We start from the raw sequence: 14,152 nt of genomic DNA, 5'->3' as shown, positions 1-14,152 counted from the left end.
AAGTGTCTACCTGCTCACGCTGGTCGACAAGCTGAAAGACTGCGGATTTCGCGTCCAAATCATTTGCACCCCGGCTTCCAGCTTCGGGAGCATCCCGGTGATGCGTCCAGCCCGGGACTACGCTCTACGCGGATGCGAAATTCTCGTACCCCGAACGCTAAAACTTTGGAATTTTCGGATCGCAACCTCGCCAGACGTCTGGATGCGGGCGCTCTACCGCGGCTGGAACCTTCTACGCTGGGCCGCATCCGGACGGAAACGCGGCTCACGTCCGGAATTTCCCAACACTCTCGGCCAGCCACCGAAAACACAGGACAGAAGCCTCACGATCAAGGCGGTCAACGCAAACCCTCCGCTGCTTCTCATTGCAGAATATAGTTCGATGGCCCCTATCCTGGACGCCTGTCTCGCAGATTGCCGGGCGGCATTGCTGCATGATGTCTTCTCACTTCGGGCCGAGTCATTTCGGCGCGCGAATCTATCACCCGATCATGCCCCCATATCACTGGCGACCGAGGCGAGCTGGCTCGAGGCCGCAGATCTCTGCATCTACGCCTCCGCCAAAGAGGCTCGCCTTCTAAACAAAAAGCTGCCCGAAAAGCAGCACATCTGGTTGCCGCCGGCCGTTCGGCGAAAGGCTTCTAGCGATGACGGACCACCGCGCGCCGTGTTCATCGGCGTCCGTCACGCTGGCAATCGTGACGCTTTGAACTTCCTACTCCAGGACATCTGGCCCCGCACGCATGCTGCCCGGCCAGGGGCAGAGCTGCTCATCGTTGGCGAAATCGGCGCGGAGGTACACAATGCACCGTCGGGTGTCCGGGTCCTCGGACGCGTGAAGGATTTATCCACCATAGGAGGAACCTCGTCCATCGGCCTCGCACCGACAAGGGCAGGCAGCGGTGCCAGCATCAAGATCGTGACCTACCTCGAAAACGGCATGAGCGTTCTCGCCTCCAGCAAGGCGCTCGAGGGCTACGACGGCGCGCTTGACGGATTGGTGGAGCGCGCGGACACGGCCCACGCCTTCAGTGACAAACTGATAAACCTCCTAGCAAATCATGACTACCGAGAGACGACCGCGCAGCATGGGGCCTGCATGATTTCCGAAAGCATCGACAACATTGAGCTGGACCGCACCCTCAGGCGAATTGCCCGAGGCTCGATTGCCCCTATTGCATTACCTCTTCGGTCTCATCAGACACCAACTCGGTCGTGACAGTCAGCACGTCACCAGACACCATGCGTTCGGTCGGGCCAATGTCCTGAACGACCTCCTGATCCGCCACGCTGACTCGAGCCACCTTGAAACGCGTTATGACTTCAGTCCGAGGAAGCGACGCCACTCCGACGCCTTGTGAACGCAGCACATCCTCGAGCACCATCCGAGATAGTCTCAGATGTTCAAGCTTCGCCTGTACCTCCTGCAAATCAAGAGTCGCCTTGGTGTGTTTTCGGGCGCTCAGCTCGATGATCTCGCGCTCGTTTTCGGCGATGCTCTGGCGGGCGGCGAAGATGCCATTTTGCATGTCCGTATCGCGGCTCTCTAGCTCGAAAAGGCTTCGCTGACTATCCGCCAACCGAGTTGCCGGGGCGTAGCCGCGCTCGTTGAGCCCAGCCAAGTTCTCAGCGATCTGGCGAGAAAATCGCAACTGCTCCGCCAGCCCGGCACGTTTGCTTTCGAGCCCGGCCACCCGGCTCTTGAGCAGAGCCTTGAGTTCCTCCAGCGATGCGAGCTCACGCTCGAATGCAGCCTTGTCCGAGGCAAAGATGGCCCTCTCCTCGTTCAGCACGCCGGCCAAGGCTGCAGCTCCATCAGGGTGTGATAGGTCCTTAGGAAAGGCCACTCCGTCAGCGCCGGCAAGGATCGCTTCCAATCTTGCCCTTCGGGCCCGCGCCCGGAGAATGTCTGTGAGAAAGCCGCGCAAGTTTCCGACAATTCGGATGCTGTCGGCTTCCGCCCCGCCCTGGAGCCCGCCAACAGTCCGCAGACCGCCGGCCAACGCCACCGCCTTCAGCGGGGTCAACCCCGGCACACCTGGATAAGCTCCGGGCCGATTGACATCGCCCAAAACATAGAAGGGCTGATAGCCCACGACCTCGACAGCGATCCGAGGCGCATCGTTCATGCCACCGTTCTTGGCAATGGCGCTCGCGAGAGCCTCGGAGAGTTCGCTAGCGGTCAATCCTCGCGCCTGCACCGAACCGGCCAGCGGCACGGATATGCTGCCGTCGGGTTGCACCAAATACTCGCCAGCCAGGATCGCCCAGTTTTCGTACGCCCTCTGATCTTCATTCCAGATCACAGCACGCAGGGACAGGCGGTCTTGAATTCCGATTTCGTACGCCTCGGCTTGAGCCTGCGGGGCACCTACCAACATGACAACCAGCGTGAGAAAAATGTATCGCATTCAATATCGCCTCCCAATTGAGAAATTTTGGTTAGAAAACGCTCTTCTGAAAGAAATGCTGCGCCGGCGGTCAGCGCGTCGCGACCACCATGCTGGACAATTTATCGACGGCATGCACCCTTTAGTGAATTCTTAACCAAGTTTTTTCCCAGGCGAGCCTGCTATGACCGCGATCTCCGCGATAATTGCCACATACAATCGCCGAAACTACCTCGAAGAGGCCATCGCTGGTCTGCAAACTCAAACCCGACCGGTAGATGAGATCGTGATCTGGGACGACGGCTCAACCGACTCGACCGAAGGCTTCGGACGGGCGATCGCCGAGCGTTCCGCCGGAAAAATCCTGTACCGCCGCGGCAAGAATAGAGGCAAGTCCTGCGCGCTCAATGCAGCACTACAGGAGGCGACAGGCACCTACATTTGGATCTGTGACGACGACGACATCGCCTTGCCGATCGCCGCAGAGCGCTTAGCCAGCGTACTCGACCTGGGCGATGTCGGCCTCTGCGCCGGCCGTCACATTCGGTTCCGGGACAATCCGCAGACCGGTGAACGCGAGGACCTGGGAACCGGGTATTGGCCGGATCTGCGAACGGGTAGCGTGTTGCGCCACCTTCTTGAAGATGTGTTCTTCTTTCAGAACGGCACGATGGTGCGGCGGGAGGCACTTCGGAAAGTTGGGCCTTTCCGCGAAGACCTGGCGCGCTCGATTGACTACGAGATGTTCGTGCGTCTGGCTGCCCGGTTTCCGGCGACGATGATTGACGACGTGCTTTTCCTGCAGCGAAAGCATGACGGCGCGCGTGGACCAAGCTCCATGCAACACTGCGCCAGCGAGTCCGATTTGGTCTGGCTCGATCACGACCGCAAAATCTTTTCAGATTTCCGTCATGTACTCCCGCTGACACTCTATGAAGCCCTGTTCGACAGCGACGATATCCTTCTGCGACGTCGGGCCGGGTTGTTGCAGCGTGCCTGCGTCTATGCTCGCCGAACCGACTGGGGAAGCGCGCAAACCGATTTCCGGCAGGCAGCCACCCTTGCGCCGGAGCTGCCCCTTACCCCCACCGAAAGCGAGATTGTCAGGCGCGCGATGTCCGGCAAGCATGGCTCGGCGGCCGCCTTCCGCGCGCCTGTCCTGACCGACCTGCTTTCCCTACGCGATCTCGGGCCAACTGGACGTGGGATAGCTAGCGAGTTGGGCCGCGGAGCACGCTGGCGCGCCCGCGCGGCCCTAGAAGCCCATGATGTGGCGGAAGTAGCCCGCATCGCCGCCTTCGTCGCAAGGTTGTCGGGCTTTTCGTCTTTGCGTCGGAGCGCTCCTGCGCCGCCCTCGCACCTGTGGGAAAAGCACAAGTTGGAGCCGAGCGACTATGCCTGGTAGCCCAAGCGAGCTTCCCCCACCTCATGTTGCATTCTTCGGCCACAATGTCGGCGACGCCGCGGTGAGGCGACGCGCAACAGCCTTTCGCGGCGCCGGCTTTTCGGTCACCGGCTTCATGCCCCGTCGCGGCAAGGTCGTCCAGCAAGACTGGCCGCTCGTTGATCTGGGTGAAACGCGCGACAACGACTATCGTCAACGTCTGCTAAGCATCCACTCCGGTAGCCGCATTGCCGCACGACACGCTGATCAACTTCGCGCCGCCGACATGATCTATGCGCGCAATCTCGATATGCTGGCGCTTGCGAGCCGCACCCGGAAAATGGCGCGGCTGCACATACCAATGATCTACGAATGCCTGGATATCCATCATCGCCTGATAGGCCCTTCGCCTACGGCCAGGGCGCTGCGCAGCCTTGAAGCGCGACTTCTTCGGAAATGCGCGCTCGTCGTGATCTCCTCGCCGCGCTTCAAGTCCGAATACTTCGACAGGTACCATCCGGGACAGAGTCGCTTCATGCTGATTGAGAACCGGTTGGTTGTGGACGATACCTTCGCCGCCCGCCCGGCACCACGCAGGGCATCGCCGAAGGGAGCGCTGAGGATTGGTTGGTTCGGCAACCTGCGATGCCGCCGCTCGATGTCATTGCTCCGCCAAGTCGCCCGCGACTTTCCGGAGGATGTGGAGATCGTCCTGCGTGGTTATCCCGCTCCCGGGGTCTTTCCCGATTTCGAAGAGCAGGTGTCCGGGCTTTCGAACCTGTCCTATGGCGGTCGCTACCGTGCGCCGGAAGACCTCTCTGAGCTCTACGAGGGGATCGATCTCATCTGGGCGGGAGATTGGTACGAAGCGGGCGCGAACTCCACCTGGCTGTTGCCGAACCGGATCTACGAGGGCGGCTATTTCGCGACCCCTGCCCTGGCTCCTTCAGGAACAGAAACCGAGCGCTGGCTCAGAGAACACGGAGGCGGCTTCTTCCTGAACGAGCCGATAGAGGACACCTTGCCCGAGACTATCGCGGACTTGGCGAAAGACCGGAGGCTAATAGATGCGATGCGCGCGCGGCTTCTCTCGGAACCACGCGAAGCTTTTGTCGAAGAGCCGGGCACCGTCCAAGCGCTCGCGGCGCTCGTCATGGCTCAAAACTCGCTCCAGTCCATCGGCTGCACTGGTCCTGGCGCGCTTATCGGCCGGTAAACAGTTCCAAAGCGTTCGGGATGCTGGATCGCCAGCGACACCTCGGTCACATGCAGCGAGAACGCACCTGCCAGCCTAGGTGCCCGCCCCGAACGCAATGCCAGGGCCATTTCGGCCAGCCCAAGCGCGAAATCGATCGGATACCCGCGCCGCGCCGTGGAAATGCTACGGCTATGTGTCGGCTTGATACGATGGCCGCCGTCCCAGCCCAGGAGCTTCTGCGCTTGTCGGCGGAGCCGCGTTTCGGCCAAGGGAACTGCACGAACCGGCGTCTTGAAATCCCATGTCTCGGCAGCGTCGAGATAGCCGTCTTCACAAAAAACGCGAAACCGATGATCGTGCGGCGCAATGATACTGTTGGTTAGTCGCGCAACCATACCATCATCGAACTCCAGACAGGCGCAGGAGAAATCCGGCGTATCGTAGTCCGGAGGGGTGTCCGGGCCCTTGTCGGGTATCGCGCAATGGGCGACCGTGACCACCCGGCGAACAGGGCCGAACATCGCCACGAGCCAGGTCAGCGAATATCCGGCGTGTTCGAGCGTACATCCCGTACGAAACTCGTCCTCGGCTGGCCAGCGCGCGCCCGTGCGCGTGATCCAGTTTCGGTATCCGATGCGGTGCACCATACCGTCATCCATTTCGACATAGGCCAGCACGGGCCGCCCAAGTACCTTCTCGCGAACAGCCTGCCAGAAAGTCTGGGCTGCTTCCCCCAGTACTGTTGCAGGCGCCGACACCAAGTGTAGGCCCCGTGCTTCAGCCTTCTGTACAAGTTCCTGTGCCTGCTCCAGCTCAAGTGCCAGCGGCTTTTCCGAATAGACATGCTTTCCTGCCTCGAGCGCTCGGAGCGAAACCTCATAGTGCTGGGCTGGGTTGGTCAGGTTGACAACTATTTCAACGCTTGGGTCAGCGAGGACTGCCTCCAAGCTCTGAGCGGGCTTGACCCCGTAGTGGCTGGAGAAGCGATTGAGCCGATCCGCGTCACGATCGTGAACCACTCGCAGATCGAGAGCCGAATCCCAGTTCGGGAGGGTGTTCAGGTAGAGGTCCGCGACATATCCAGTGCCAACGAAACCAAGCCCCACGCTCAAGATGCACCACTGGTGCAGTGCGAAGTGTCAACAGTCCCCAAGCATAGGAACGAGACGCAAAAATACATCAAGACAATCCCTAAAATAACATTCTCAAATATAAATATGAATGCGCGACCAGTGCAGAAAATTCAACCAGACCTATTGAACTCAAGTTATCCAATCGAGGACTGTGAAGGGCTATAAATTGAAGTCGCCCGCCTGCGGACAACCGCAGTCAAAAACATATCCTATTGTGCCTGATCTTCCTCCAGCTCGCATCCGAACATTCACCCCCACCGCGATGAGAAGATCTCTCAGCCAGAATAAAATTAAGCCGCCAAGTGTCCAAATTGGACGTCCGACCCGTCGAGGGGAGTCTCGTCAGGTCAATATCAGGAGCATCGAAGAAATTTTCAACTAGCGCGAGACAAACTGGCGCTCTCAACTGCGCCGATGCATGAGAAACAGGCAAATGTGCGATTTGGTCGGCCGGCCGATGACAGGTAACTTGACGCTAGATCGACCACATACCTAGGGTGACGAAGAAGGGGTGGTTGCCCTTCTCCAAATTCTTTTTACTCCAAGTTCATTTTACAAGAACGCGCACGCGGGGTCTAAATTGCGTCCCTATCTCAAGAAGTCTCTTCAGGTTGTGGCAAGCGCAGCGCTCTTGGCGACGCTGGGACTACTGGTGAACTGGCCAGACGTACTGCGAAGCATCGCGGCAGCAAATCCCATCTGGCTCGCCCTCGCCGCTTTTGCGATCCTTCTCGCACGGTGCGCGATCACTTGGCGATGGAAAGCGCTGCTGGATTTTTCGGACAACCGCATTTCCTGGCAGCGTCTCTTCGGCATCGTTTCCGCGGGGATCGGTGTAGGCTCCTTGCTGCCGACGTCAGTCGGACCGGACGTCATGCGCGGCGCAATGTTGGCGCAGCAGAACCGAAGGATCGCCGGCCAAGCGCGGGTGGGCAATGTGGTGACAAGCCTACTGCTCGATCGCATCGTCTCTGTTTTCGCAACTTTACTTGTCGCGCTCGGAGCAACCACGGCAACTTCGCTTTGGCAAATCGCGATCCCGCTGGCTGGGGTCCTGACGGCCGGACTGTCTGTGATCGCCTTTGTGCTCCTCAAAGGTCAGTCCACGCTCGAGAGGAACAATCCGTCCTGGCTGCGACCCATCGCCATGAGACTGAGCGAGGCCTTGTTGCAGATAAACCGGCCAGAGTTCGTTTGGCGCGCCCTGCTTCCGTCCTTAATGGCTTCCATACTTATGACACTTGCGCGAACGATGGTGTTCATCTTCCTCTATCGCGCCCTCGGCTATGCCGTTCCCTTAAGTCATGCTCTGGTATTGATACCGTTGCTGATGATCGCTCTGATCTTTCCTTTCTCGGTGGGGGGGGTGTGCGTAAGAGAATGGGTGCTCATCGTCGGCTTTGAAGGCATCGGCATCCCCCCGGAGGCAAGTATCTCCGTCGGACTGATGTCCTTCGGCCTCCAATTCCTTGTCAGTACACCATGGTTCGTCACCTTTGCGCTCAGACGCGATACGCGCGCAAGCGCGCAAGCCGCAATTGTCGAAGCGGAATTGCCATGACACCCATGCCACCGCAGCCCCGTGACTTCCGCGACGACGCAACCACATGCCAGCGGCCTATCCTGATTTTCGGTGCGCCGCGCTCGGGAACGTCGTTGCTGAGCAGGCTACTCAACGCCCACCCCAATATTTCGATCCCGTTCGAGTCCCATCTCTTCAACCAATGGCAGTCTCGCAGTGCGCTCTACGGCGATCTGTCCAGTAGCGACGCGCAGCTGCGGTTGATCGAGGACATCATACGGTTCGGGGTTGTACACGATTGGAACCCTCTGCCACGCCCGCGCGAGGTGTTGGCACATGTCGAAGGCAACAGTTTTGGCGCCATCGCACGCGCCTTTCTCAGCAATGCGGCCGCGGCGCAAGGCAAGCCCCGCTGGGGCGAGAAGACGCCTCACCATACGCTCTTGCATCGCGATGTGCTCGAGGCCTGGAGCGATGCGATGGTTATCTGCATTGAACGCGATCCTCGCGACGTTGCACTTTCGTGGAAGCGCGCGCGCTTCGGTGGAGATCACGTCTTGCCCTTCGCCAAGGCGTGGGTCCGCTATTCGCAGGCGTGCTCCGAGGTAAAGGAAAATTTCAGCTCCGATCGCGTATTCGAGCTGAAATATGAAACTCTGGTCCGTCGCCCCGAAGAGACTCTTTGCACTCTGATGACGTTCCTCGGCGAAGCCTATGACCCCTCACAGCTTCACTTCCACGAAGCCTCATCTCCCTGGAAAACCGACAGTCGCAATCGCGAAAAGCTTCGAACGCCGATCTCCCCGCTAAGTGTCGGTCGTTGGGAACAGGGACTGCACGCGCGAGAGGTCCGGCTTATCGAGGCCATAGCAGGCTCGATCATGCAACAGAAAGGCTACGCGCTTTCGACTCTCGGAGACGGGGCAAGCTCGGGCGCCATGGCGTTCGCAAGATGGATCGTGGCCCCGGCAAAGCGGATCTCAGGCGCGGCACGAAATGCCCGAGGCTTCGTGTACCTTGGCCGGGATATCGCGTGGCGGCTCCGCGCCGTTGGCGGCAGGAAGGTGCTCCGCGCATGAACATGAAACATGACACTGCCGAGCGTCCCATTGGTTTTGAGCAAAGCGCTTCTGTTGAAAAGGACCGGGTGATCGAGGCACTCTCCGAAGAAAGCTCTGCGCTGCGGAAGTATCAAAGGTTCTTTGTCGGCACGTCCGGGATTGGGCCCTTGCTTCGCTATGAGGCCGCAATGTGGCTCGCGGTCGGGATGCCCGGAGCTCTCGGATACGCAGCACGCAAATGGTTTCTGCCTCCGCTCTTTGGCGAAGCCGGAAAGGGCGTGACCTTTGGCCGAAACCTGATCCTCAGATGCCCCAACCGGATCGTTCTGCACAACAACGTGGCGATTGACGACAATTGCACCCTCGATGCGCGCGGTTCCTCGGAACCCGGTGGCCTGACAATCGGAGAAGGCACGTTGATCGCCCGCGACGTGGTCATGGTCGTCAAGCAGAACCAACTGAGCTTGGGCCGGCACTGCTCGATCGGCAGCCAGACCACGTTCTCGGCGGTGTCTGGTATCGAGATCGGCGACCACGCGATCATCGCAGGGCAATGCTATTTCGGCGGGGGCCGTTACAGGACTAGGCTGGGGTCCGAACCGATGGTTCGTCAGGGCCTCGTGACCAGAGGCCCGGTGCGGTTGGGCTCCGACGTATGGGTAGGCGCAGGCGTACGCGTTCTCGACGGTGTCAGGGTTGGAAGCGGCGCAATTCTTGGTGCTGGAAGCGTTGTCACATCAGACGTTCCGGAAAACGCAATCATGGGCGGCATTCCCGCACGGCAGATCGGGGAAAGATTTTGAGCGGCCGCGTGCGCAATTGAGATATGGGTAAAGTTTAATGATCTTCCACTCTGGAAATCTCTCAAACGCTTCTAAATTGGACGCCGATGTGTGCATCGTCGGTGGCGGCGCCGCGGGCATTTCTATTGCTCTCAAGATGTCTGGCAATGGCGCCAAAATCTTGGTGCTCGAAAGCGGTTTCGACGGTTACGATGAACGTGCGCAATCGCTGTACGCAGGAGAAAATATCGGGCACCCCGCCGATCCCCTGAACGAGGCCCGGTTGCGGATGCTCGGCGGCTCGACCAATCATTGGGCGGGAAATTGCATGCCGCTAGACCCCATCGATTTTGAGGCTCGTCCGGGAATTCCGCATTCCGGATGGCCAATCAGCCGCAGCGATCTGGACCTGTACTATCCCGCTGCCCAAGAGTTGGTCGAAACACCCAGTGATACCCTTTACGATACGTCCGAACATTTCTCGAAGATTCCCGACCACCCGATCGCTTTCGATGAAAGCAAGCTGACCAGTTATCTCTACGCTTTGAGCCCGCCTACACAGTTCGGCTACGTCTATGAAGACAGATTGAAGCAAGCTTCGGACATTTCTTTGGTGCTCAACGCCACCGTGCTCGAAATCCTGACCGATGATACGGCCTCGCAGGTCACCGGCCTTAGGGTAGCTGGCATAGATGGCCCGGCCTTCGAGGTACAAGCAAAGCTCTTTGTGCTGGCACAGGGCGCCGCCGAAACGGCACGCCTCCTGCTGCTCTCCGACAATGTCGAAACCCGAGGCCTGGGGAATAGCAACGATCTTGTCGGTCGCTATTTCATGGATCACGTATCGTTCCGCCCTGCACTTCAGGCGATGGTGGCAAGGGACAACAGCCAATTCAGAATCTACACAGAAGAGCATCCGGTCGGTGAGCACTACATGCGCTGCGCGATCAGAGCGAGCGAAGACCTTCTCCGGGCTGAGCAACTTCCGAATTTCAGATTTATCTTTTTCCACGAAGAGACCGGCTCGCCAGGTCAGAGTTCGGCTACGACCATCAAGCGCGCTCTCGAGAAGGGACATGCACCCGATAATCTGCGATGGCACCTCGCAAACGTCTTGTCCGACTTGGACGGATTGACCAACGAAGTCTACCGAACCCTTCTCCGCAGTGAGGAAGACCTCATTCGACGCGACTGGATAGAGCCATGGCTCTCGGTCGAAAGCTTGCCAAACCCTGACAGCAGGGTTCTGCTGACCGCAGACCGGGACGATATTTTCGGCCAAAGACGTATCGCGCTCGACTGGCGGTTGACCAACGCGGATCTTGCGGCAAATCGGCGGGCGACCGAGGTGCTCGCCGCCGAACTCGCGCGCCTCGGATACGGTCGCGCTTGGTCAGTGCTTTTCCGCGAAGACTACGACTGGCCCAAGCCAACGACCTACGGCAAACACCATACCGGAACGACGCGGATGTCCGAGGACCCAAAGCATGGCGTTGTAGACGAGAACTGCCGGGTCCACGGCATTTCCAACCTCTTCGTTGCGGGAAGCGCAGTATTCCCGACGCAAGGCCACGCGACACCTACGCTGACCATCGTCGCGCTGGCAGTCCGACTTGCCGATCACCTGAAGGCGCGACTTGCAGAGGGGCAGCCATGAGTCAATCTGACCGATTTGAAGCCCATAGCGAGGCATCGTTCGCCACGGACCGAAGAACCATGCTGGTTATGGCACTTGCGGGATGTGCATTGGGCGCATGCCCATCGACCAGCATTGCCTCGCAGCATGCGCCAGCAGCAAGTTCCCCGGCCCTTGCGCTTTCACAATTACTGCCGGGCCCGAGCGCAAGGGTCATCGGCCGAAAAGTGCTGGAATCCCTTCAGTCACTCACTTCACTCGACGACTTGCAACAGAGGCTCTCCGCTCGCGCGCAACCTACACCGGCAACTGGGAATCCCGATCTCTTGAAACAGATCTCCAACCTCGTTTTGGAGGACCTCCGGCAAGAGAAGATGCACTATGTGGACGGATGGATGCTGACTGAAACAGAAGCCCTCACATGTGCGATCATTGCGCTGAGCGAAGCGAGGCGAGACAGCGATACTCGATATTCATAAAGGAGAAGAAATGCCTTCTATGCTCATCAAGATCTTTGTCGCTGTCGCGCTCATTTTGGGCACTCGCACCTATTTTCCGGCAAGTTTCTATACCATCACTGGATTCACCCTTTTATTCCTACTCTCAATACTTCTATTTGGACGAAAGCGCGCCACGCATGACTCCTCTAAAATCGCAACTGCCGAAGCGATGAAGCACGGCCGAACAGATGGCTAGATTCACTCGCCATATCTCCCGGATCCATATGGCGCCGACATTGCAGGCGACAGAAAATCAACCGACGCACAACCTCACGAAAATTTCCAAATTCGGTCAGAAATATTCCACATAAAGATATCCTAAACACTCAAGCTAAACGGCGCATTAGGCGCCCTGACTTTTACTACTTTGTTTCATATCATAAATCCCACATACCACACAAAACATCTTGAACACCCCTCCGTTCTTCTCATGAAATTTTCAACGGAGCAAACATGCCAAAGTACAATGCATTTAATACCGATTTTTCCGATTTGAGCTCAGAAGACTGGCTCATATCAAATTACGCCAACTCTCAGGATTGGATAGATACCGCATTTTCTCCTGACTATATATTCCTGTCCGATGGAGTCCTGTCCGCACTTCTCGACGGCACGGACACGAGCGGCAAAGATTATACGGGAGGCGAAGTCCGAACGCAGGAGCGATATTTCTACGGCCTCTATGAAGTGACGATGCAGGCCTCGCCGGACGATGGGACCCTCAGCAGTTTCTTCACCTATACCGGCGCGCCGCACGGGACGGCGAGAAGCGAGATCGATTTCGAATTCCTTGGGGCTGACACGACAAGGGTGCTCCTGTCGTACTACACTCCTGATGGCGACGAGAACGTGATCGTCGACCTTGGCTTTGACGCCGCCGAAGGGTTCCACCAATACTCCTTCGATTGGCAACCGGATTCCATAACCTGGTATGCCGACGGCGTCGAACTGTGGTCCGTCACAACATCCGATATCGGCTTCCCTTCCGAGCCCTCCTATATCTACTTGAACATTTGGACTGGAGCCAACAGCTTCACCGGAACGCCATCACATGGCGTCTCCACCACCGCGTCCTATTCGGACCTAAGCTACACGCCTCGCACAGCGCCGGTCGCGGTCGAGGACGAGCTTCGCGTCAGCCGCAACGGCGCAGCTGAGATCGATGTAGTCGCAAATGACGGCATCATGGGAAACGTGCTCCTCGCCGAGACGGTGAGCATTGTCCGCCCCCCCGAGCATGGCATGGTGAGCGTCGACCCCACGAGTGGACGCATCACCTACACTCCGGACAGTGGGTACAGCGGTTTCGACACATTCAGCTACACTGTCTCGAACGAAACGGAGACATCGAACGAGGGCGATGTTACGGTCGTCGTCGGAATTCCGGTCTATGAAGATTTTGCCGACGGGGCTGACAGCTTCACCTACGTCGATGATGCGTTCCGTGGCACGGACCAGCCGGATTACGCGAGCGGCGCGGCGGAGAGCGGTCTGCTCCGCGTCACCCTCGGCGGGCAATCTCTGCGCGCCACCGTCTCCGATATCTCCGGCGGCTGGAGCCAGGGCTTCGACAGCCTCGCCGGGCAGGCTGGCACGCTCACGCTGCGCTACCGCCTGGCGCTGAGCGCCGATCTCGACGCCGGGGAATACGCGGAGGTCCTGGTGCTGATCGACGGCACCGAATACGTCATCGACCTGCTGGAGGCCACCGACGACGACGATGAGACCCTCGACACCGGCTTTGTCGAGGTCGTCCTCGAGCTCGGCGAGCTCGGCGCGGGTGGTCACGACATTGTCCTCGGCGGCTACCTCAACCAGCGCTCCCGCCCGAATGAGGTCGCGACCATCGAGTTCGACAGCGTGCAGCTCACGCTCTCGGACCCCTCCCCCGCCGATGATGACGGAAATCTCGCGCTCAGCGCCCCCGACCTCATCATCGATGCCAACGAAGCCGGCAACGTCATCTTCGTCATCTCAGGGCTCGACGCGGACGCAACCGCCGAGGTCATCGTGTCCGACGGCGACAACACGGCCTCGGGAACTTCGGGCTCGGACGGCGAGGTCGTTCTCGACCTGTCGACGCTCGCGGAGGGCACGCTTACCACCAGCGTCACCGCGACCGATGGCGAGGGCAACACCGCCACCGCCCAGGGGCCCGAGATGCTGCGCGTTCCCGCAACCGGTGACGACGACGGAAATCTCGCGGTCAGCATCGCGCAGACCGAAATCACCGCTGCCACCTCCGATGCCGTCGCCTTCACCATCACCGGCATCGATTCCGACGCCGCCGCCGAAATCGTCGTCTCCGACGGCAGCGATACCGTCGTCGGCACGCTCGCCGCCGATGGTCAGATCACCCTCGACCTGTCACCGCTTGCCGACGGCACTCTCACCGTGACCGTCACCGCAACCGACGAGGCCGGCGCCACAGCAACCGTTCAGGGCCCGGAACTGACACTCGACAGTTCCCCCGCGCCCATAGCCCCGCTGGAGTGGGACTTCACCGACGGGGCTGGCAGCTTCACCTACGTCGATGATGCGTTCCG

11 protein-coding genes are annotated in these 14,152 nt (G+C 59.2%); 9 read left to right on the top strand and 2 right to left on the bottom strand.

Annotated elements, in window-relative coordinates; all coding sequences use genetic code 11:
- Nucleotides 1–202 precede the first annotated feature (202 nt).
- Complete coding sequence (locus BM397_RS26380) at nt 203–1,219, top strand: glycosyltransferase family 4 protein (protein WP_176806921.1); 1,017 nt, start codon at nt 203–205, stop codon at nt 1,217–1,219.
- On the opposite strand, the gene BM397_RS26375 is transcribed toward BM397_RS26380, so the two are convergent.
- On the bottom strand, nt 1,173–2,411 hold the full coding sequence (locus BM397_RS26375; protein ID WP_092430483.1) for a polysaccharide biosynthesis/export family protein: 1,239 nt from the start codon (nt 2,409–2,411) through the stop codon (nt 1,173–1,175). The genes BM397_RS26380 and BM397_RS26375 overlap by 47 nt on opposite strands.
- A 163-nt stretch (nt 2,412–2,574) precedes the next feature.
- Between BM397_RS26375 and BM397_RS26370 the strand changes: the two genes are divergently transcribed.
- Nucleotides 2,575–3,795, top strand: a complete 1,221-nt coding sequence (locus BM397_RS26370; RefSeq protein WP_092430481.1) for a glycosyltransferase family 2 protein — start codon at nt 2,575–2,577, stop codon at nt 3,793–3,795.
- Nucleotides 3,785–4,990 (top strand): glycosyltransferase family protein, encoded by a 1,206-nt coding sequence (locus BM397_RS26365; RefSeq protein WP_092430479.1) that lies wholly within the window; start codon nt 3,785–3,787, stop codon nt 4,988–4,990. Before BM397_RS26370 ends, BM397_RS26365 begins: the two co-directional genes overlap by 11 nt.
- Here BM397_RS26365 and BM397_RS26360 read toward each other — a convergent pair.
- Nucleotides 4,933–6,078, bottom strand: a complete 1,146-nt coding sequence (locus tag BM397_RS26360) for a Gfo/Idh/MocA family protein (protein ID WP_245696240.1) — start codon at nt 6,076–6,078, stop codon at nt 4,933–4,935. The two genes, BM397_RS26365 and BM397_RS26360, sit on opposite strands and share 58 nt — an antisense overlap.
- 607 nt (nt 6,079–6,685) lie before the next feature.
- Here BM397_RS26360 and BM397_RS26355 point away from each other — a divergent pair.
- From BM397_RS26355 to BM397_RS26330, 6 genes are all read left to right on the top strand, one after another.
- Complete coding sequence (locus BM397_RS26355) at nt 6,686–7,666, top strand: lysylphosphatidylglycerol synthase transmembrane domain-containing protein (protein WP_177239602.1); 981 nt, start codon at nt 6,686–6,688, stop codon at nt 7,664–7,666.
- Nucleotides 7,663–8,706 carry a sulfotransferase family protein gene (locus BM397_RS26350; RefSeq protein WP_176806916.1) on the top strand — a complete coding sequence of 348 codons (1,044 nt, stop codon included), beginning with the start codon at nt 7,663–7,665 and terminating at the stop codon, nt 8,704–8,706. The genes BM397_RS26355 and BM397_RS26350 overlap by 4 nt, the downstream gene beginning before the upstream one ends.
- The gene (locus tag BM397_RS26345; protein ID WP_176806914.1) at nt 8,703–9,491 is read left to right on the top strand and encodes an acyltransferase; all 789 of its coding nucleotides are present in this window, start codon (nt 8,703–8,705) and stop codon (nt 9,489–9,491) included. The genes BM397_RS26350 and BM397_RS26345 overlap by 4 nt, the downstream gene beginning before the upstream one ends.
- 37 nt (nt 9,492–9,528) lie before the next feature.
- Nucleotides 9,529–11,127: a GMC oxidoreductase gene (locus BM397_RS26340; protein ID WP_092430469.1), complete on the top strand. Its 1,599-nt coding sequence runs from the start codon at nt 9,529–9,531 to the stop codon at nt 11,125–11,127.
- Complete coding sequence (locus BM397_RS29130; protein WP_143015439.1) at nt 11,124–11,585, top strand: hypothetical protein; 462 nt, start codon at nt 11,124–11,126, stop codon at nt 11,583–11,585. The genes BM397_RS26340 and BM397_RS29130 overlap by 4 nt, the downstream gene beginning before the upstream one ends.
- A gap of 474 nt (nt 11,586–12,059) precedes the next feature.
- The coding region (locus BM397_RS26330; protein ID WP_143187080.1) for a family 16 glycosylhydrolase at nt 12,060–14,152 on the top strand (2,093 nt) is incomplete at its 3' end.

The organism is Alloyangia pacifica (genome assembly GCF_900116195.1).
GTDB lineage: Bacteria > Pseudomonadota > Alphaproteobacteria > Rhodobacterales > Rhodobacteraceae > Salipiger > Salipiger pacificus.
Note: the sequence above shows the minus strand (reverse complement) of the source record. Positions and strands in the feature narration are given on the sequence as shown.